At 44.0% G+C, this 20,557-nt stretch carries 14 protein-coding genes and 1 tRNA gene; 6 read left to right on the forward strand and 9 right to left on the reverse strand.

What is annotated here, in order from left to right; all coding sequences use genetic code 11:
* Window positions 1-63: 63 nt before the first annotated feature.
* Entirely contained in the window at window positions 64-561 is a 498-nt protein-coding gene (locus tag FSB76_RS18830) for a hypothetical protein (RefSeq protein ID WP_147056004.1), read from the forward strand.
* A gap of 119 nt (window positions 562-680) precedes the next feature.
* Here FSB76_RS18830 and FSB76_RS18835 read toward each other — a convergent pair whose 3' ends face one another.
* Together FSB76_RS18835 and FSB76_RS18840 are read right to left on the reverse strand one after the other, a co-directional pair.
* Window positions 681-4,424 (reverse strand): S8 family serine peptidase, encoded by a 3,744-nt coding sequence (locus FSB76_RS18835; protein ID WP_147056006.1) that lies wholly within the window; start codon window positions 4,422-4,424, stop codon window positions 681-683.
* 175 nt (window positions 4,425-4,599) lie between these two features.
* A complete protein-coding gene (locus tag FSB76_RS18840) occupies window positions 4,600-6,249 on the reverse strand; it encodes an NAD+ synthase (RefSeq protein WP_147056008.1) in 1,650 nt (549 codons plus the stop codon).
* Window positions 6,250-6,306: 57 nt separating this feature from the next.
* Here FSB76_RS18840 and gldB point away from each other — a divergent pair, with 57 nt between their 5' ends.
* Complete coding sequence (gene gldB / locus FSB76_RS18845; protein ID WP_147056010.1) at window positions 6,307-7,344, forward strand: gliding motility lipoprotein GldB; 1,038 nt, start codon at window positions 6,307-6,309, stop codon at window positions 7,342-7,344.
* A 318-nt stretch (window positions 7,345-7,662) separates the two neighbouring features.
* On the opposite strand, the gene FSB76_RS18850 is transcribed toward gldB, so the two are convergent.
* The 5 genes from FSB76_RS18850 to FSB76_RS18870 all read right to left on the reverse strand — a co-directional run bounded on the left by FSB76_RS18850 (window position 7,663) and on the right by FSB76_RS18870 (window position 15,048).
* Window positions 7,663-7,857 carry a hypothetical protein gene (locus FSB76_RS18850; RefSeq protein ID WP_090651678.1) on the reverse strand — a complete coding sequence of 65 codons (195 nt, stop codon included), beginning with the start codon at window positions 7,855-7,857 and terminating at the stop codon, window positions 7,663-7,665.
* 60 nt (window positions 7,858-7,917) lie between these two features.
* Window positions 7,918-8,808: a DUF4349 domain-containing protein gene (locus FSB76_RS18855; protein WP_147056012.1), complete on the reverse strand. Its 891-nt coding sequence runs from the start codon at window positions 8,806-8,808 to the stop codon at window positions 7,918-7,920.
* Window positions 8,809-8,983: 175 nt separating this feature from the next.
* Window positions 8,984-9,484, reverse strand: a complete 501-nt coding sequence (locus tag FSB76_RS18860; protein WP_147056014.1) for a hypothetical protein — start codon at window positions 9,482-9,484, stop codon at window positions 8,984-8,986.
* 141 nt (window positions 9,485-9,625) lie between these two features.
* Window positions 9,626-12,019 carry an ABC transporter permease gene (locus tag FSB76_RS18865; protein ID WP_147056017.1) on the reverse strand — a complete coding sequence of 798 codons (2,394 nt, stop codon included), beginning with the start codon at window positions 12,017-12,019 and terminating at the stop codon, window positions 9,626-9,628.
* A gap of 629 nt (window positions 12,020-12,648) precedes the next feature.
* Window positions 12,649-15,048: an ABC transporter permease gene (locus tag FSB76_RS18870; protein ID WP_147056019.1), complete on the reverse strand. Its 2,400-nt coding sequence runs from the start codon at window positions 15,046-15,048 to the stop codon at window positions 12,649-12,651.
* 204 nt (window positions 15,049-15,252) lie between these two features.
* Between FSB76_RS18870 and FSB76_RS18875 the strand changes: the two genes are divergently transcribed.
* Window positions 15,253-15,714, forward strand: a complete 462-nt coding sequence (locus FSB76_RS18875) for a redoxin domain-containing protein (RefSeq protein ID WP_147056021.1) — start codon at window positions 15,253-15,255, stop codon at window positions 15,712-15,714.
* 48 nt (window positions 15,715-15,762) lie between these two features.
* Here FSB76_RS18875 and FSB76_RS18880 read toward each other — a convergent pair whose 3' ends face one another.
* Entirely contained in the window at window positions 15,763-16,854 is a 1,092-nt protein-coding gene (locus tag FSB76_RS18880) for an acyltransferase family protein (RefSeq protein ID WP_147056023.1), read from the reverse strand.
* A 154-nt stretch (window positions 16,855-17,008) separates the two neighbouring features.
* Between FSB76_RS18880 and FSB76_RS18885 the strand changes: the two genes are divergently transcribed.
* The 3 genes from FSB76_RS18885 to obgE all read left to right on the forward strand — a co-directional run bounded on the left by FSB76_RS18885 (window position 17,009) and on the right by obgE (window position 18,893).
* A tRNA-Arg gene (locus tag FSB76_RS18885) sits at window positions 17,009-17,082 on the forward strand.
* 97 nt (window positions 17,083-17,179) lie between these two features.
* The gene (locus tag FSB76_RS18890; protein WP_147056025.1) at window positions 17,180-17,761 is read left to right on the forward strand and encodes an adenylate kinase; all 582 of its coding nucleotides are present in this window, start codon (window positions 17,180-17,182) and stop codon (window positions 17,759-17,761) included.
* 124 nt (window positions 17,762-17,885) lie between these two features.
* Window positions 17,886-18,893, forward strand: coding sequence for a GTPase ObgE (gene obgE, locus FSB76_RS18895; RefSeq protein WP_147056026.1), 1,008 nt, complete (start codon window positions 17,886-17,888; stop codon window positions 18,891-18,893).
* Window positions 18,894-18,966: 73 nt separating this feature from the next.
* Here obgE and FSB76_RS18900 read toward each other — a convergent pair whose 3' ends face one another.
* On the reverse strand, window positions 18,967-20,538 hold the full coding sequence (locus FSB76_RS18900) for a hypothetical protein (RefSeq protein WP_147056028.1): 1,572 nt from the start codon (window positions 20,536-20,538) through the stop codon (window positions 18,967-18,969).
* Between the last annotated feature and the right edge of the window lie 19 nt (window positions 20,539-20,557).

Genomic DNA, 20,557 nt, shown 5'->3' on the forward strand with positions numbered 1-20,557 from the left:
AAACCTATGTTAAATTCAAATGTCATTGCATTACCTGTTTAATTCATTTACTAAAACTACTACATGAAAAAAATCATTTACATCCTGTCGTTATCGGTTTCGTTTTTATTGATAAACCAGCGTTCGCAGGCGCAGGATTACAAAGCTGCGGCAGGTTTAAAGTTTGGCGCTTATGAGATAGGCCCATCAGGAAAATATTTTTTGAACCAGACTACGGCTATTGAAGGTATCCTGGGGATACGCGATCATGGTATAGTAATTACCGGCTTGTACGAAATTCATACCCGTGCTTTTAATGTTGATAAGCTGAACTTTTTTTATGGCTTTGGCGGTCACTTAGGCTCGATAGGCAGCGGTTATTACAAACGTTTTGGCAGCGATGCACAGTATTATAAAGACAGGCATCTTTTATTTGGCGCCGATGGTGTGGCAGGCCTGGAGTGGGTAATACCCAACAGCCCTATTGCTGTAAGCCTTGACCTGAACCCGCGCCTTGAAGTAGCTACCGGCCCGTTTTTTGATATTGCGCCCGGTGTTGGCGTGAAGTATACTTTTCAGTAAAGAGCCTCACCCTGCCCGCTCCAAAGGAGAGGGTTCTGAAAAATCATATTAGTATAGTCCGAACTTGCTGACACACAAATCAAAAGCCCTCTCCTTTGGAGAGGGTTTGGGTGAGGCTTCTAATGCACCACAATCACCTTCTTAGCATAAGCCTTGCTGCCCAGCGTTGCCCTTAATATATACACTCCTGGCTGCACGCCCGTTACATTCATTACGGTACTAAAATTTCCCTGCGGGATGCTTTGCTTTTCGGAAACTATGGTTTGCCCAACTGAGTTTATAAGAGATAGGTCGAGATCTGTAGCGGCATTTGCTTTAAAAACCACATACAGGTTTGTGCTTGCAGGCACCGGGAAAACGGTTAAGCCGATATCGGTAGATTTATCAACATTGGTTGCTGTTCGGGCATAAGCAAATACATCCGATATTACCGCGCAACCACTGGCCAGTGTATCAACAACCTGGTAATTCCCGCTTTGCAAAGGGTCAAACGTAGCGCCGGTGGCACCCTGTATGGGTTTGCCGTTTAGCAGCCACTGGTTGCCGGTTGCAAAACTGGAGTTTAAGGTATTATTGCTTTGCACAATAACCGGTTTGGTTAAGGTAACCGCTTTACGCGCCGCCGAAGCACAGCCCAGGCTTTGTACCTTCATATCATAAAAATAGTAGTAAAAACCTTTGTAGTAAGTAGTATCTGCAGCATTATTGCCTGTGGCATCGTTACCCAAAATGCTGAAGATGTTGCCGACGCTGAACGGGTAACTTGTTACGCCTGCATTATTACGATATATGGTGGCCGTGTTGTCATAAGCAATAGATATAAGGTAATTGCCGGCTGCCGGTAACTCCAGGTTAAGGTCATATACTTTTCCCTGGTCGGCGGGGTCGTCAGCCTGTGCACCGGGTAACGGGGTGGTACGGGTGGCTTGAGCGTTAATGGTGGTAGTAGCAACTATTTGTCCGCTGTTGTTGCTTACGTTAAATGTTATTTTGCCCGAATTGCCAATATATAAACGTGCCGACTGTATAACCACCGGAACTTTAGTGTTAACAATTACCGATGGCGTAAACTGGTTATACCCGCCACCTGTAAAAACGTTTTTTGTTGCCGGCCCAACAGTGCCCTTAAAATCATTTACACCTGCGTAAAAGGTATTGTTTACAGGAGTTGTCGTGGTATTGGCAGGGCTGCCTGCCGCAATAGGTATAGCATCATTAATATTTTGATACCAAAGCATGGTACCATCGCCCTGCCCTAATAGCTGGTATTGTTTGGTATCGGTACAATAATAGGCGCTTAAATCGCCTATTGCCGATGGGGTGTTGATGACGATGGTTGTGGTAACAGTATCATTGGTTTTTACAGGATCGCCGGTTAAATTGCTGATGGCCGTTATGGTATAAGTGGCGCCGGCCAGGGCGTTAAAGCTTTGCGCGAAGGTGAAGTTATCCTGATCGCCAGAGGCAAGGGTGCCTGTGTAAGTACCATTAAATGTAGTTACGGTATTGTCGGCGGCAGTTATCCTTACGGTTAACGGTATGTTGGTGATAGTCGCGCTCCCAAAGTTTTTAACCGCGATGGTAACTGGCGTACTTGCCGAACATGCCCCGCTTGAACCCGGGTTAACTATAGATAGCACGCCGGCATCAATACTGGTTTGTAAAAACTGTACCCGGTAGTCCTGAGTTTCGCCTTTGGCATAGCTGCCACAGGCTGCAATATTTGTAGCAGTATTGGTTTCGCTAAGTACTACGCGCATCAGGCTATAAGTTCCGGCTGCAACGTTTGCCGGTATTTTAATGGTTGTATTGTAAGTACCGGTGCCATTTATGATGCCGGTGGTTGCTACAAGTTCGGTATCTTCAAAAACTCCGTTCTCGTTATAGTCAATAAAAACTTTGGCTGCCTTATTGAAGTTGCCGCCGCAGGTACCCAGTGTAAGGCTAAGCGGGTACGATTTATCCTGCTCAAGCTGAACGGTTAAATTGGTATAATCAGAATAACTTTTGCAACCTGCTGCCGGGCTGTTGTCAATATTAGCCAGCTTAACATTATCTATGCGCGAATCGGCATTGCTTAAAGGCGCCGAAGAGCAATATGCTGTGCCGCCTATCCCGGTAACTATAAGCGAGTAGGCCTGCGGGCCGGATGTTAAAGTGCCTTTGTGCGATACGGTGATGGTGTAAGCCTTGCCGGGTATGGTATTGGCAATATATACCTGCTCCACATTATCCCTGATGTTGTTGCCGGTAGTTGCAGCCGCCGATGGATGGTCGGGATCTAAAACCCAGGCATTGTAAGTGGTGCTGCCATCGCTTACTTTTATATCCAGGTCGTTAATAAGTTTTGGGGTGCGGCTGTTAATGGTGCCATCGGGCAAAACTGTTCCCTGCGGATCCGTCCAGGAAATGGTAGCGATCAAGGCGTCGGCGCCAGATGCCAGTACATTAAAAGTTTGGGTTTGGCCCTGGGCAAGCGAGTATTCCTTTACCATGCTTTTAACGCCATTGTCGGTAATGGCCTGTGCTGCTCTTGGCATATCAAGCAATCCCCAGCCATAAATATAATCGGGCCCAACGTTGCCGGCATCAAAAGCGGTATGGCAAACCAGCCCTTTCAGCGTGGCCGACTTCATGAAACTTCCGCTGTTTTTTTGCGAATAATACTCTTGCAACAAATACAATGAGCCGGTGATATTAGGTGCGGCCATTGAGGTGCCCGATAAGGTAAGGTACGACGTAGGGTTGTCTATCCCTACCGAAGTCACATTAACGCCGTCGCCCACAATGTCCGGCTTAACGCGGCCATCATCCGTAGGCCCCCAGCTACTGAAATAGGCAATGCTCACGTCGCTCCTATTGGTAGGGCCCGATGGCAGCGGGTTTACCGCACCAACCGTTAGCGTGTTTTTAGCGTTGCCCGTAGTGCTGATAATATCATAGCCGCTGTTGTCGCTTATGGTTGTGGGGCGGGCGCCTTTGTTTACAATGGTTTGGTCGGTGCGGCTGCGATAGCCATAGTAGGTTGTACCTATGGCCGGCCCGTTGCTGGCCCTGCTGTTACCTGCCGATTCTACAATGAGATAGTAGGGCGCCGTGTAGGCTATTTTATCCCATGATTGGGCACGGGTATCGTAAAATCCAAAAGTGTAATCAACGGTATCGCCCGGCAGGCCGTACCACTCCCAGCGGCTGGCATCGCTGTTATAATCCCAACCCGCAACATCGCCATAAGAGTGGTTTGATAATAACAGGCCCGCTGCAGCGCCGCTCATTTCAGCTACATCGTTATCAAAATCCCATGATAACAAGCTACTGGCATTAAATGCCATGCCTTTGGCGGGTGGGTAAACACCTTTGGCAATCATAGTACCGGCTACATGCGTAGTATGGTCAAGCACCGAAGCACCGTCTTTTATGGTGATGGTTTTGCCGGCAAATTCCTGGTGCGCGGTATATACCGAACCTCCGTCCCAAATGGCCAGTTTACCAACAAGGTTGCTGCCCGATCCAGAAAGATTTAACCCTAATGAGCCGCCTGGCTGTACGGCGTTAGTGCCTGTTGTAGCAGCGGCCGTTGTATTGTTGTGCGTAGTAAGATATATAGGAAAACCGAGGCTGTTTACGCCCTGTAAAAACACGTGGTTGCCATTACGCGACCTGCGTGTAACCGGCCATCCTTTTTGCGCCGCCAATGAAAGGGCCTGTTGCTTATTTACATTGAAAGTATTCCTCAATTGCGAAGAAAAGCTGCTTAATTCGGCTTTTTTTGCATCGCTAACCAGCGGTTGCTGGGCAAATAATTGAACTGCAATACACAGCAAAAAAAAGAAAGTACATACCGTGGCGTATTGCTTATTCATAGGCTTGAAATATAGGTATTTTATGGGGAAAGAATCAAGAGTCAAGAATCAAGAGTTAAGACTTTTAAACATTTAACAAGAAAGCGCCAAAAAAATATCTTTCTGGCGCTTTCTTGTTTTTTTTACCTGTTTTTCCCGTCTTGATTCTTGGCTCTTGATTCTTGACTCTTGGAGCTTACGAAAGATACTTACCTACTATCGGCATCCTGCGGCCCATGCCAAACGCTTTGGGCGATACCCGTAATATCGGCGGGGTTTGGTAACGTTTATGCTCGGCGGAGTTGGTGAGCTTGATCACCCGGCGAACTGTTGCTTCATCGTATCCCATTTTAATGATTTCGGCAGATGAGCGGCGGTATTCAATATATTCTTCCAATATCTTATCCAGTATGTCGTATTCAGGCAGCGAATCTGTATCCTTTTGATCGGGCCTTAACTCAGCCGACGGCGGTTTTACAATGGAGTTTATCGGGATTATCTCTTTGTCTTTATTAATATGGCGGGCCAGGGCAAATACCTGGGTTTTGTATACATCGCCAATAACAGATATGCCGCCGCACATATCGCCGTATAAAGTGCCGTAGCCTACAGCTGCTTCGCTTTTGTTGCTGGTATTAAGCAGTATGTAGCCAAACTTATTACACATGGCCATTAACAATATAGCCCTGCTGCGCGATTGGATATTCTCTTCGGCAATATTAAATGGCAGGTTTTTAAACTGCGGATGCAGCGATGTTTCTATAGCCTGGGTAATATCCTTTATGGCAATGGTTTCACTTTTGCAACCCAGATTGGCCACTAAGTCTTCCGCGTCTTTCAGCGAGTGATCGGTTGAAAAACGGGATGGCAATAATACGGCCATTACATTTTGAGCGCCCAAAGCCTCGGCAGCCAAGGCGCAAACCACGGCAGAATCGATACCGCCTGACAGGCCCAAAATGGCCTGCTTAAAGCCTGATTTATAAAAGTAATCGCGGATACCTAATACGATGCCCTGGTGAATTTGTTCAATATCGCCGGGCCTGTCGGTTTTCATGGTTGATGGATGCTCAAAGCTGATGGTGTTATCATCATTAAGGGTATAGTAAGCCGTGCTTTCTTCAAAATAAGGCATTTCATCTATCAGCGTGCCCGCATTATCAAACACCAGCGATCCGCCGTCAAAAATCAGTTCGGTTTGTGCGCCTATATTATTGATATATAAAAGGGGCAGCTTGTAACGGCTGGCGTTATCGCTTAAAATAGCAATCCGAGTTTCATCATGGTTGTAGGCAAACGGCGAAGCCGCGATATTGATCATTACATCAGGCTGCTGATGGATCAGGATATCCATAGGGCGGGTAATGTATAATGGGTTTTCAATCGTGTTCCACAAGTCTTCGCAAATGGTAAGCGCTATTTTTTTGCCTTTAAATTCAATGCAGTTAAAATCGGTTGATGGTTCAAAATAGCGGTATTCGTCAAATACATCATAATTGGGCAACAGGGCTTTATTTACGACGGCTTTAACCTTACCATCTTCAATAAAATAGGCCGAATTATTTAAATCCTTGCCCTCGGTTTTATTGTTAAATGTTGGCAGGCCAATAATACAGGCTACATCAATACATACCCCGGCTATTTTTTTTGCCGATTCCTCGCACAGGCCAATAAACTCGTCAAATTCCAGGAAATCACGTGCCGGATAGCCGCACACGCATAGCTCGGCAAAAACTACCAGGTCGGCGCCGTTTTGTTTGGCTTTTAGTATATGGTCAATTATTTTGGCCGTGTTCGATTCGAAGTTACCTATATGATAGTTAAGCTGGGCTAATGCAATTTTCATGGATGGTATAGTAACGTATTAATGCAAATAAAAATTATTTTTGCTCAAAGGATAAATATGATAACTACCCGGTATAAAGCAAAACAAATTTACTTAATTTTTTTTATCGGTCTGATATTGTCGGCCTGCCGCGACAACAAAAAGGTTGATGTAAGTAATATTGACCTTGAGGTGAAGATTGAACGCTTTGACCAGGATTTTGACGCCATGCGCACCCGCCCCATGGCGCAACAGGCTATTCACCTGCATAATAAATACAAAGTATTTTACCAGGATTTTATTGAACGTATTTTACCGGTAGGCAGCATTAGGGATACCGCATATTTTAAAACCCTGCGCAATGTGTTTGCCAACAAAGCCTATAACGACCTGAGGCACGATGTAGAGACTACTTACCCTAAACTGGATAAACAGGAAGCCGAACTTACCGATGCTTTTAAGCATATTAAATACTATTATCCGCAAAAAAGAATTCCTAAGGTTTATAGTTACTTTTCTGGTTTCCAGGCGCAAACATCTATAGGTGATGGTTATTTTGCTATCGGGCTCGATTTATTTCTGGGTGCCAACTCGCGGTTTTACCCTTCTATCACCAGCGCTTTTCCGCATTATTTATCAAGGCACTTTACGCCCGAAAATATTACACCACGCGTGGTTGAAGGCATTGCCCGCGAAGATATGTTCCCCGAGAGTGACGATGATAAATCACTTTTAACTAAAATGATTTACAACGGCAAGATCATGTATTTTATGGACAAGATTTTGCCCGATGCCGGCGATACCCTGAAAATAAGCTACACCCGCGACCAGCTAAAATGGTGTACCGATTTTGAGCCGAAGATATGGGCTTATTTTTTGGACGAGAACCTGTTGTACGAAACTGATTATCCCAAAATTCAAAAATACCTTACCGAAGCCCCCTTTACCCCCGGCCTTGGCGAACGCAATGAATCGGCCCCCAAGCTGGCCGTATGGACGGGCTGGCAAATTGTACGCGCTTATATGGATAAACATCCCGAAGTTACCCTGCAACAGTTGATGGCCAATAAGGATGCGCAGAGGATATTGAATGAATCAAAGTACAGGCCGAAGTAAGGCGAGCCCCCCGGCCCCCTGAAGGGGGAGTTTTTGATTCGTATCTCTCAGATAAAATTGTCATTTCGATAGAGCGGGGGAGAGCAGAGAACGGGGAGCGAAAGAGAAATCCTGAACGCCCCGCATCACAAAAAGTTTATCGGAATGCTGGGCGTTCAAGATTTCTCCTCGCCCCCTGTGCGCAATCCATCGCCGGTTCGTTCGAAATGACATCGGTTATTATGAAAATATACAAAACCAAAAAAGCCCCATCCAAAAAATGAACGAGGCTTCTTTACAATATATTTTCTTCCTCCCCCTTCAGGGGGCCGGGGGGCTTTACTTCATTATTGCGAAAACTGCTTTTAAAGCTATCAGGGTACCAATTAACAACGCTGCGTTGGCTATCCATGAGAAATAAGCTGAGTTTTCATCGCCTGCAAAACGGATAAATACACCAAAAATGCCTATGATGATTGCGACAACTAATAGTTTGTAATGTTTCTCTGCGTTAGCGTTTTCCATTGACTCCATGATACCGATATTTTTTGTACCGCAAAAATAGAAATGTTTACCGAAAATGCTACTAAAATTTTATGATTTTATAGTGCCGAAAAATGCCGGGTGTTTTCGCTTATAATACCTGAACAATAGCCACAAGCCGATGGCGGCTAAAACGAATACCCAGATATTGGCGAAACCAACGGCCAGGTTGATAAAAAGCGACCATCCATAAATTAATGCGCTAACCAAACGTTTAGAAGCAGGCAACTGATATGCTGATGCGTCATTGCTTGGTAATACCTCTTTTAATACCGTTCTGCTTTGGTAAAAACTTAATATTACGGTACTATACTTTACATCCTGGTCTGTTTTAAGGTTAGCAATTTTTCTATCGACAATGTCATCTTTAGCCGTGAGTTGTTTTTCTCGGTCTATCTTTTCACCGGTGTTAGCCTCCTGCTTCACCGCATTTTCCCTGTTTTCGCGCTTGAGCTTTGACGACAAGTAATCAAGGGATTTATCTTCGATGTTCATTTTCCTATTCTCGACATATAGCCCTATTTGGGCAACCTGGTTCATGAAATCTTCCAGGTGGTTTGGAGGAACGTTGACTGTCATATCAGCAACGCTGCTAAACGAAGAAATGTGCATCACAGAATCATTACCGACGCTAAGGTCCTGGCTGCCTTCATTTGTTGTTTGCATTTGGTGGTGAATTACCATACCGCCATATTTTGCAGTTAAGGCGGTAACCGTTTCTGTGGCTTTGCCAACATCTTTTACTTTTACACGCATATCGGCCGTTTTAACCAGCTTAGCCGAATCTAATTTATCGGTTTTCGCGGTGGTGTTATCCGGTGCCAAATGTGCAGTATCTGCAGTTTCGGCACTTCTTTCGTTGTCGTAGCTTCCGCCAGATCCCTTACAAGCGCCCAGCAGCAATACTCCCGCCGCAAGGGCAGTAAAAATTTTTGTTTTCATGATGTTAATTTGTTTTTTGGTTACTATTGATACCAAAAAGGGTATTTAGGTAACCCTGTCGACGAGATAATCAGGGGATTAAAGTTGTGGGTAGGTAGACGTTAATGGAGGTGTCCTGTGGCGAAGTATTGGTTATAGATCGAATCCTGGTTATCGCAACAGAATTAACTTAAAATCAATAGGCTTCAGTTAGTTTATCGTCAAGCATAAAATCTTTGGTTTGCAATACGAGGGCACCAAAAGCATTTTTGGCGCGAAAGGTATGGGTTATAGAATAGCCAAGTAAAGGCCCGTGATAGTCGGCGCTTTTAGTATCTATTATCTGCTTAATACTATCGGCATTATGACGATGTTTTTTGGCTAACGATGTGTATTTTTCCAGAAGTTTTTTGCCGCTAATATAACCATTATTGATGCTGTCAATTTTTGATTCGTAAATATTCGCTATGCTATCCTGATCTGTTCTTTTTGTTGAAAGTTTTTTGCCCTCTGTGTTACTGTTTTCATAAGTATCAAAGTTGGCTTTTAATGCTCCAAAGGATACCGGCTCGTAACTATCCGGGTCATTCAAATTTTTATTCAGGTAATCCTTTACCAAATTTTCGGCTTGGCTCTGATCAGATAAAGAACAAGAAGTAAAGGACCATATTAAAAATATAAAGAGAATTTTTTTCATACGAGTGATAACGATTAGATACATCAAATATATAAAATTATGCTGTTTTGTTTAATTGCCTATCTCCTTGAGATTGGTTAAATTCAGGTTAGCTTATTATCACCGATAGGCCAAGCTTGTGTTTTGCACTACACCAATGAACTAACCCTCCTCTTTTAAACTATCCACCGGATTGGCCATCACCGTTTTAACAGATTGAAAGCTGACGGTTATCATGGCAATTACAATGGCCGCCAGTGCGGTCAGCACAAATACCCACCATTGAATGTTTTGGCGGTAAGCATATCCCTGCAGCCATTTTTGCATGACCAGCCAGGCTAACGGTGTGGCAATAGCAATGGCTATGAGTACCAGTTTGATGAAATCTTTTGATAGCATGGTTACCAAACCGAACACCCCGGCACCTAATATTTTGCGGATGCCTATTTCGCGGTTACGCTGGCTGGCGGCATAGGCTGCAAGGCCAAATAAGCCCAGGCAGGCTATCATAATGGCAAGGGCGGTAAATACTACAAATAGGCTCCCCATGCGCTGCTCGGTGTGGTAAAGGGCGTCAAAATCGGCATCCATAAATGAGTATTCAAATTGCTGGTTTGGGGCAAGCTTTTTCCACTCATGCGCTGCCTGGTTTAAAAAAAGCGGCAGGTTTTTGGTATTCACTTTAACGCAAAGCAACTGCCGCCAATCCTGGTCCATCACCATAACCAGCGGACTGATGTTATCCCTTAACGAACTGAAGTTAAAATCTTTTACCACACCAATAACATGATATGTTCTGGCATTTGGCCCCTGCCCGGTAGTGAGCGTTTTGTTTAAGGCGTTGTTATTAAAGCCCAGCATATTGGCCGCTGTTTGGTTAATGACCATACCCAATGAGTCGGAACGGAACTGGCTGGAAAATCCGCGGCCTGTTAATAGGTGCATGCCCATTGTATGCAGGTAATCTTCATCAACCGACCAGTACTCGGCCATCAAACCACTTTTATGCTCACTGCTGATGCTGTTTGGGAAATGGGTTGTGTTGGTAGGGTAGTAGGCGCTAAGTGTGGCGTTAACCACGCCCGGCAATTGCTTTACCTGCTGTTTTAGCAACTGCGGATTGTTTAAGGCGTTTACATTTTTTATAAGTAGTAACTGGTCGCGGTTAAAGCCAAGGTCTTTATTTTGGATATACCGGAGTTGGTTGTAAACTACCATGGTGCCAATGATCAGGAAAATGGAAATCGAAAACTGGAATACCACCAAAAAGCTGCGCAGCATACCTCCTTTAAACCCGGTTGATATTTTCCCCTTTAAAACATGGGCAGGATGAAAGGCCGACAGGAAAAATGCAGGGTACGAGCCGGAAACAATGCCAACAATAATAATGATAGCCGCCAAAGCAGGTAACAGCCAGTTAACCAGTTGCGTGCTTATCGTTATCTGTTTCCCGGCCAACTGGTTAAATGCAGGTAACAACGTCCATGACACTAAAACCGCTATAATAGTGGCAGCCAGGGTAACCATAAATGATTCGGACAGGAACTGAACCATGAGCGACCAGCGCGAGGAGCCCAGTACTTTACGCACCCCAACTTCGCGGGCGCGGTTGGCAGCACGGGCGGTTGAAAGGTTCATGAAGTTGATACAGGCCAGCACCAATATAAATAAAGCTATGGCCGAGAATATATATACATACTGGATATTACCGTTTGGCCCCAGTTCGCGCTGGCGGTTTGATTGCAGGTGGATGTCTTTTAGCGGGGTTAAATTCAGGCGGATATAATTACCGCCTTTTTCAAATTTATCCATATTCATACTGCCGTTAAGCCATTGGCGCATCATGGCAGGTAGCTTTGCTTCCAGATGTGAAGAGCTTGCACCTGGCTTCAATAAAATGTAGGTGCCGAAACTAAAATGATTAAACGTTTTGTCGCGCGATGATTCCTGCGACAAAATGGACAGGAAGAAGCCGGCCGTAAAATGCGATTGTACGGGTACATCTTTAACAACCCCGGTTATTTTATGCGGGATGCTATCATTGTTAATGGTAAGTGTTTGGCCTACCACATCTGTTTTGTTAAAGTATTTGATGGCCGACGATTCGGTAAGTACAATGGCGTTAGGGTCGTTCAGCGCGGTTTTCGGGTCGCCATTAATCATGGGTAAGGTAAATATCGAAAACAGGGATGGGTCGCAATAGATCACTTTATCTTCTGCGATATCCTGGCTGCCTTTTTTAAAGCGGATGTTTAATGCCGGCGAAATCCTTACCGCGTTTTCTATCTCGGGGAAATTGTTTTTTAAAGCATCGCCCACAGGTGGCGCGGCAATTGCAAACGAGGTTACAACGCCGCCATATTTTAAATCGGTATTTACCCGGTAAATCCGCTCATATTTTGTATTGTACCTATCGTAGCTTAACTCATCAACCACGTACAACACAATGAGCAGGCAGGTTGCCAGGCCCAGCGCCAGCCCTATAATATTGATAAAAGTAAACCCTTTATTTTTTAAAAGGGAACGGAACGCGGTTTTGAGGTAATTCCTGATCATAGCTTTTGATTATTGATGAGTTAAAGCTATAACTAAATATTTAGTTAATCAAGGAGGTAAAAAGAAAAATGAGATTTACTGAGGGATTTATCGAGACTATATAGACTGTGGGACACGATAGCCATCTGGAACCAAATAGGTGTTTGGGGAAAAAAGGCACGCGGGAATGTGCGATTCCTTCCTCGGGGGAGGAGGAGGTAGGGGTTAAATCAGGCTATCAGTTGCGCGTTTTATAGTTGCGCAGTGAAACCCCTCCCTGTTTTTGCGCACATTGCCAGCCGCACCCCTCCCGTGGGGCTACCGTGTGTACACATCTTTTTAAGAAAAACCCCAGAAGGGTTGAATGTCGGTAGAAAAACGATCAAAAATAGCATTACGTGCCGTAGGTACGTCACTATTGGACTTTTCCGGTCAAATGGGTATTGATAAATAGCCAAATTTGGCGGCTAGTTTCGTACCTACGGCACGAAAAGGGAGATGCTTAATTATTTTACCGACATTTCACTCCTAACGGAGTGGCTTTTCTAAATTACTATCTCCTATAAACTTGTGTACACACAGTAGCCCGTTAGGAGGGAACCAAAAAATATCATAAAACCTATTATCGTGAAACTCCACCGGCAAAACAATTACTCATCCTTCAAACTATCCACCGGGTTACTCATAGCTGCTTTAAATGATTGCGCGCTGATAGTGACAAAGGCGATAACAATAGCACCCAAACCCGATAGAACAATAACCCACCACTGGATATTTTGCCGGTAGGCAAAGCCCTGCAGCCATTGGCGCATGCCGAGCCAGGCCAGCGGAGCGGCAATGGCAAAGGAAATGAGTACCAGTTTAATAAAATCCTTAGACAGCATGGTTACAATGGCCGATGCACTTGCACCTAATACCTTGCGGATTCCTATCTCTTTATTGCGCTGCTCGGCGGCATAGGCTGCCAGGCTGAATAACCCTAAGCAGGCAATGATAACTGCCAGTGTGGTAAATGATAAAAATAGTGCGCCGGTGCGTTGTTCGGTGCGGTAGGTGGCATTAAAATCCTGGTCCATAAACGAGTATTCAAAATGCTGGTTTGGCGATATGGTGTTCCACTTACTTTGCACCTGTGCCACAAAGGCCGTCATGTTTTTATTGTTTGTTTTAATGCTTAGGGCACCTTTGTCTTCGCTTAATAGCATAACCACCGGTGTTATGTTATCGCGCAGCGAACTGAAATTAAAATCTTTTACCACGCCAATAACATGAAATTCCTTTAATGGCTGGTTGGGCATACCGCTTGGGCGGTACAGTTTTTTATCCAGCGCGTTATTGCCATAACCCAGCATTCGGGCCGCAGTTTCATTGATAACGATAGCTGCCGAATCGGTTGCAAACTGTCGCGAAAAGCCCCTGCCTTTTGACATGCCCATACCCATGGTGGTCAGGTAATCTTCATCAATAGGCCAAACCTCCGTAAACAGCGCGTTTTTAGGATCGGCAATTTTATTGCGGAAAACGGCATCGGGCTGCCGGGCCACACCGGTAGGTAAAAAGCCGCTTAACGATGCGCTTTTAACACCGGGTATCTGAGCAACTTCCTGTTTAAAAATTTGCGCACTTTGTAGTACATCCACATTTTTAACAACTAATACCTGGGTACGATCAAACCCAAGATCTTTATGCTGAATGTAAGTGAGCTGGTTGTAAATTACCAGTGTGCCGATGATAAGGAAGATAGATATGGCAAACTGGAAAACTACCAGGATATTACGGAACATACCCCCTTTAAAACCCGAGGAAACTTTGCCCTTTAATACGCTGATAGGTTGAAAGGCCGACAGGTAAAAAGCAGGGTAGGAGCCTGCGAGTACACCTACCACCACAACTATTGCCAGTAAGGATGGCAGCAGCCAGGCAAAAGTTTGCCCGGTTATCATCAGTTGCTTGCCCGCCACCTGGTTAAACAATGGGAGTAAAGCCCAGGCAGCCAAAACCGCGATAATGGCAGCGCCGATAGTAACCAGCAACGACTCGGACAGGAACTGCGCTATTAAATATGCGCGCGACGAACCCAGTACCTTGCGCACACCAACTTCCCTTGCCCGATTGGCCGATCGGGCGGTAGACATGTTCATGAAATTGATACAGGCTATCAGCAACACAAAAAGCGCTATGGCCGAAAATATATAAACGTAGGTAATACTGCTGTTTGCCCCAAGCTCGTACTGGCGGTTTGATTTAAGGTGGATATCTGTAAGCGGCATTATATTCAGCTTAAAGTAACCGCCACTTTTTTCCAGTTGCTGGTAATTGGCACCCAATTGCTTTTTCATCAGGGCAGGGAGTTTGGCTTCCAGTTTTTTAGGGTCGGCACCGGGTTTAAATAATATGTAGGTGGTGTAGCTAAAGTTGTTCCAGTCGTTGCTTGTTGCATCGGCACGCCCGGCTATCGACAGGAAAAAATCGAATTTAAAGTGCGATTGATTGGGTATATCGCGCATCACACCAGTAATTTTATAATTCGTGTTGTTGCTTAAGGTAAGGGTTTTGCCCACAGCATCGGTACTGTTAAAATACCTTTTAGCTGTACTTTCGGTAATCACTGCGGTGTTGGGTGCTGTTAAGGCTGTTTTGGCGTCGCCTGCTACCAATGGCAGGGTAAACACGTTAAACAGATCGGGTTCGGCATAAACTACTTTTTCTTCCTGTATAAATTCATTGCCTTTTTTTACCCTTATGCCCTGGTCATGAATCAGGCGGGTGCATTTTTCAACTTCCGGGAAATTGCCAGCCAAAGTTGCTGCCAATGGCGGAGGAGTAATGGCAAATGAAGCCACGTTGCCGCCGTATTTTAAATCCATATTTACCCGGTAAATGCGGTTGGCCTTGCTATTAAACCTGTCGTAGCTTAATTCATCAACCACGTAAAACACAATAAGCAGGCAAGTTGCCAGCCCCAGGGCCAGGCCTAAAATGTTAATGGTGGTAAACCCTTTGTTTTTTAAAAGGCTGCGGAAAGCGGTTTTGATAAAGTTTTTAAGCATGATTTTATTTAACAAGGTTGATGCAAGAGGCGTTTTTCTGTATCACTAAGCTATGTAATGCCTTGTAAAACCGGCTGTTAAATAAAGTTAAAAGTGGAATAAAAATGTTAAATGCCATTAATCAATTAAATTGACACAATAATTATCTGTACAATTAGCAACTGACTTATAAAACCGATTTATTTGCAGTATAAAAATCCCACTATGTCATTACAACCAGGCCAGGCGGCACCACAATTTACATTAGTATCATCAGCATTAAAAACCGTATCACTGGCCGATTTTAAGGGCCGTAAAGTGGTATTACATTTTTTTCCTTTGGCATTCACCGGCGTTTGCACCACGCAATTGTGCACCATGCGCGATAGCTTTGGCTACTACGATGGTTTAAATGCTACCATCCTGGGCATCTCTGTTGATTCGCCTTTTTCGCTGGCTAAGTTTAAAGAAGAAAATGGTTACCAGTTTGATTTGTTATCGGACTTTAACAAGGAAGTATCAACTGCTTATGAAGCCATTTATGCCGATTTTGTAATGGGCTTAAAAGGAGTTTCAAAACGTGCAGCCTTTGTTATCGACGAAGAGCAAAATATCATTTACGCCGAAGTACTGGAAGTTGCTACCGACCTGCCAAACTTTGAGGCCATTGCCGAAGTTGTAAAATAATTTTTGTAGACTATAGCACACCAAGCCCGCCAAGCCTGGCAGGCTTTTTTATGCCTTTTTATTTTTGGCGAAACGTTTCTTTAAGTTCAAAAAAAACGTTTCGTAATAAATGTACGATAATACGGGTACCAATGCCAGGAACAGCAGGTTAATGGGATATTTGGTAAGCGGGAACCGGGTATCATTAGACAGGAATAGTTGCTGCCAGATGTAAATACTGTACGATAGTACACCGATAAAACTCAATGCCTTTAAGTTCAGAAATTTATATACCAAATTAGTTTTAGGGCCGATGTTATTGACAATGATAATGCCGATAAAAATTGAAATGAACAAGTTGATAAAGCAGGATTGCAGCGTAAAAAAAGCATCAAACTTTAGGTAAAAGATCATAAAAACGGATACCAGTGTAGCCGCCAGCCCGAACCTGCCAAAGTTTAAATACCCTTTAAATAACAAAACCGAAAACATGCAACCCACAGCTATACCCTGGAATTTAACCAGGTAGCGTAAGGCAGCTGATAGTACCCCGTTGTTTAAAAAGCCAACTAAGGTTTGCAGGTAAACCAGTAAGGGTGTCAGTATGATGATTGTCAGTAATATTGCCACATATAGCTGGAATTTCTTTTTGATGAAAACCGGGAACAGCAGGTAAAATTGCTCTTCGACGGATAGTGACCAGTAATGGGCCAGGCTCCAGTCAAACTGTAGCCTCCTGAAATAGGAAAGGTTGGCGATGAATAATGCTGACGATATAAAACTGAGGGCACCAACCTGCATTTTGAAAAAATAATTAAGTATAGCAATTACCACGATATACAGGTAAGCTACCGGAAGGATTCTTAATGCACGGCGGATGTAAAAGTTTTTAAGCGATAAATCGCCGGTTGTTATTTTTTCCTTAATGCATAAGGTGGTAATCAAAAAACCGCTTATTACAAAAAATACATCAACACCCAAAGGACCAATAAATACAAGGCTTTGAAAATAAGGGTTATAGTTGAGGATGAAATGATGAATAAGCACCATGATGATAGAAATGGCCCTTAACCCATTCAGCGAGGGATATTTTTTTTGATCTAAAATAGCAGGTACTGTTTTTATTTCGGAGAAAAGGTTGGCGCTATTGTTAAACTTCACGTTGATTACTATCCGGTTAAAAATTTAAAGATATAAAAACAAATAACTAATTATGGCGCAAAGTAAGATCATGTGAAACTGATACTTACAGGTTTTTTGAAAAAAAATGTGAGAGATTAAAAAGAAATTCTATCTTTGCATTCCGTTTCGAAAAGCACTCGTAGCTCAATTGGATAGAGCGTCTGACTACGGATCAGAAGGTTAGGGGTTCGACTCCCTTCGAGTGCACATAAAATATGCCTTTAAATGGTTTAATCCATACAGGTACAAAGTTAATCCTAAGCCTTTCTGTGTTGTACCGAAAGGCTTTTAATTTATAACGAGCATGCTAAACCTGGTATTGTTTGGTCCTCCCGGAGCCGGGAAAGGGACTCAGTCACAAAAGCTTATTGAACAATATGGATTAATCCATTTATCAACCGGCGATCTTTTACGTGGCGAAATTGCACAAGGAACAGAACTTGGGTTAGAGGCAAAGAAGTTGATGGATGATGGCAAGTTGGTTCCGGATGCGGTTGTAATTGGTATGATCAGCAATAAGCTGGATAGCAATAAAGACGGTAAGGGTTTCATTTTTGATGGTTTCCCCCGCACAGTTGCACAGGCCGAAGCTTTGGATAGCTTGCTTGAAAGCAAAGCATCTGCTATATCTGGCATGATAGCGCTTGAGGTTGATGATGATGAATTATTGCGCCGCTTATTGCTACGTGGCAAAGATTCGGGCAGACCTGATGATGCGAACCCGGAAGTGATTAGCAAACGCATTCACGAATACAATGATAAAACGGCGCCAGTGGCCGGTTTTTATAAAAACCAGGGTAAATTTAAAAGCATTAATGGCATAGGCTCGGTAAATGAGATTTTTGCCCAGATACATGCCATAATCGAAGCCTGGTTAAAAGATTAATATTAAATATAAGTCCGGAAGACGGTAAGTCAGTAAAGTCCGAAAGTTAGGAACATCAAAATTCTTAAACTTTCGGACTTTACTGACTTTCAGACTTTCCGTCTCCAAAAAAAAAGAAGAAATTATGTCGCAAGGTTCCAATTTTGTTGATTATGTGAAAATCTGTTGCCGCAGTGGCCATGGAGGGGCGGGCTCTGCGCATTTACACCGTGATATATTAACCTCCAAAGGAGGCCCCGATGGTGGCGACGGCGGCCGTGGCGGTCATGTTATAGTTAAAGGCAATGCCCAGTTATGGACCATGCTGCACCTTAAATACCGCAAGCATGTTATTGCCGGCGATGGCGATTCGGGCGGCAGTTCGTTACGTAGCGGTAAAACCGGAAGAGATGAGATTTTAGAGGTTCCCCTGGGCACAACCGTTAAAAATGCCGAAACCGGCGAAGTGATTTTCGAGATAACCCAGGACGGCGAAACCCGGATTTTGACCCCCGGCGGCCGTGGCGGCCTGGGCAACTGGCACTTTAAAACTCCAACCCAGCAAACCCCCCGCTTTGCCCAGCCCGGTGAAGATGGCAGGGAAGACTGGAATATACTGGAGCTAAAGATTCTGGCCGATGTTGGTTTGGTAGGTTTCCCTAATGCGGGTAAATCAACCCTGCTTTCGGTAGTATCTGCCGCTAAGCCCGAAATTGCCGATTATGCTTTTACTACCCTGGTACCCAACCTGGGTATCGTATCGTACCGTGATAACCGCTCATTTGTAATGGCCGATATCCCCGGAATCATTGAGGGTGCATCGCAGGGCAAGGGGTTAGGTTTTAGGTTCCTGAGGCATATCGAGCGTAACTCAGTACTGCTGTTTATGGTACCCGCTGATACGCCACGCACCATCAAAGAAGAATATGAAATATTGCTGAATGAGTTGCAGGAATACAACGCCGAACTGATGCACAAACCACGCGTGCTGGCAGTAACTAAAATGGATTTATTGGATGAGGAACTTCAGGCCGAAATGAAGAAGGAACTGCCGGAGGGTGTGCCATCCATTTTTATATCATCGGTAGCCCAAAAAAACCTGGCCGGTTTGAAGGATTTACTTTGGGCCGAGATCAATAAAGCAAGTGTTTAAACTGGTTTAAATAGTTGGACTAAAACTGTATAAAACTTATACTTTTTTATATTTTTTTGATATAAATTGAAACTTATTTAGCAGAATATAGCACATATTTGTCGCTCAGCATATCCATATGAAAACCCTTGTAACCCGGGAAACATTTACGGATGATGTTTGATTTTGGCCCCATGTAACTTGCCGGCAACATGATGAAAATTGGCCCGGCATGACCATAGTGTACATAGTCGTCAAATTCAATTTTTACATCAGGGCCAATGGGATCTAATATCACGTAGCGGTTATGGTTTATCTCCAAACCCAGGTCGGGGCTGATGAATACAAAAATAGCATTGTTGTTTTTACGGTCGAGTTCCATGATTTGGTCTAAGGATGGCTGATCAATAAACAGTTGCGCTATGCCCGAAGTTCCCCTGGCATTTTTGGTTGCATTTTGATAATAGCTGGGGGCAAAATACCTAATACTTAAAGCAGTAATAAACAGGCATATCAAACCAAATCCAATTTTAACGGGCAACTTACTTAAACTTACCAGGTAAACAACGCCCGGTGTTATCAGCAAGCCGATTATACGCAAATGCCTTCCCTCGTAGGATATGTTGGCCTGTTTTAAAAAACTGTAACCAAAAAACAATATGGAAAGCAAATAAAAAACACTAAATAACAGCGCATAGCTTTTGTTAGGAACAATGCGAACAATTTGTACCGCTAATAATACGCTCAATAAAGCCGCTATTGAGAGTACAAGCAACGACCAGCCGTGATTAAGTATAGCGGCGTTACTATGCGTTATAAGGCCGTTTAACATATCATCCAATGAAAAGCCGGTTAATAAGGGCGACGCCAAAGGAAAGCTTAGTGCCTCCCAGCTAAATTTGAAGCCAAATGAAGTGCCTGCCGGATTTGCTCCTTTAGCCATGTAACCCCAATAAATTACAGAAAATGACAACACAGCAGGTATACCAATCCAGGCGCCATTTTTAACCCAGTCTATTATTGCTGTTTTCTTTTGAGACAGGCTGAGCCACAGGTATAAACATCCTGCCCCGTACATCCATAAAAAGGATGATTTGCAGAAGAAGCCTATCCATCCGGATAGCAGCAAAAATAAGGCGAGCTTCCAGTCAATTTTATCAAAACTGATACAGCCGTATAAAAACCAGCCCAGGAACCCGAAAAGTAAAACCTCGCCGCCATTATAAAATATATAGGGTACGACAAATGCCTGCTGAACAACAATAATCAATACACTTATAGCAGCTAAATGCTTTGCGAAGTCGGCCTTTTTAAAGAAAGCATACAAGCCGGTAATGCCTAATAAGCTGCATACCATGGTAGTAATGGCTGCTGCGCGCCCATCATTAACACCGAACAACGATTTAAAGAAGTAAGGGACCAAATATTGGCCCGGTGACCACCATGATAGAAATTCGCTATGATTTTTACTAATGTCGGCAGCGTCTGGCTTGTTTGTAATGTTAAAGGCTCCGCCGGCCTGCATCTTGTGCATCACCTGGAAGCCCCAGCTTGGATCTGGAAAAATGGCCGACGGCGCTATAAATACCATCATGCCCACAATGACGGTAAGCAGGCATAAAGCAATTAAAATAATTTTGTGAGTATGTGATTGCTGCACGGTCATAATAAAGGTAGTGTTATGT

The sequence above is a fragment of the Mucilaginibacter ginsenosidivorax genome, assembly GCF_007971525.1.
Taxonomy (GTDB): domain Bacteria; phylum Bacteroidota; class Bacteroidia; order Sphingobacteriales; family Sphingobacteriaceae; genus Mucilaginibacter; species Mucilaginibacter ginsenosidivorax.

Coding starts and splice junctions, on each gene's coding strand:
- FSB76_RS18830 (WP_147056004.1), top strand. CDS start 64: ATGAAAAAAATCATTTACATCCTGTCGTTATCGGTTTCGTTTTTATTG.
- FSB76_RS18850 (WP_090651678.1), bottom strand. CDS start 7,857: ATGGAGTCAATGGAAAACGCTAACGCAGAGAAACATTACAAACTATTA.
- gldB (WP_147056010.1), top strand. CDS start 6,307: ATGATAACTACCCGGTATAAAGCAAAACAAATTTACTTAATTTTTTTT.
- FSB76_RS18860 (WP_147056014.1), bottom strand. CDS start 9,484: ATGAAAAAAATTCTCTTTATATTTTTAATATGGTCCTTTACTTCTTGT.
- obgE (WP_147056026.1), top strand. CDS start 17,886: ATGTCGCAAGGTTCCAATTTTGTTGATTATGTGAAAATCTGTTGCCGC.
- FSB76_RS18855 (WP_147056012.1), bottom strand. CDS start 8,808: ATGAAAACAAAAATTTTTACTGCCCTTGCGGCGGGAGTATTGCTGCTG.
- FSB76_RS18870 (WP_147056019.1), bottom strand. CDS start 15,048: ATGCTTAAAAACTTTATCAAAACCGCTTTCCGCAGCCTTTTAAAAAAC.
- FSB76_RS18890 (WP_147056025.1), top strand. CDS start 17,180: ATGCTAAACCTGGTATTGTTTGGTCCTCCCGGAGCCGGGAAAGGGACT.
- FSB76_RS18875 (WP_147056021.1), top strand. CDS start 15,253: ATGTCATTACAACCAGGCCAGGCGGCACCACAATTTACATTAGTATCA.
- FSB76_RS18900 (WP_147056028.1), bottom strand. CDS start 20,538: ATGACCGTGCAGCAATCACATACTCACAAAATTATTTTAATTGCTTTA.
- FSB76_RS18840 (WP_147056008.1), bottom strand. CDS start 6,249: ATGAAAATTGCATTAGCCCAGCTTAACTATCATATAGGTAACTTCGAA.
- FSB76_RS18835 (WP_147056006.1), bottom strand. CDS start 4,424: ATGAATAAGCAATACGCCACGGTATGTACTTTCTTTTTTTTGCTGTGT.
- FSB76_RS18865 (WP_147056017.1), bottom strand. CDS start 12,019: ATGATCAGGAATTACCTCAAAACCGCGTTCCGTTCCCTTTTAAAAAAT.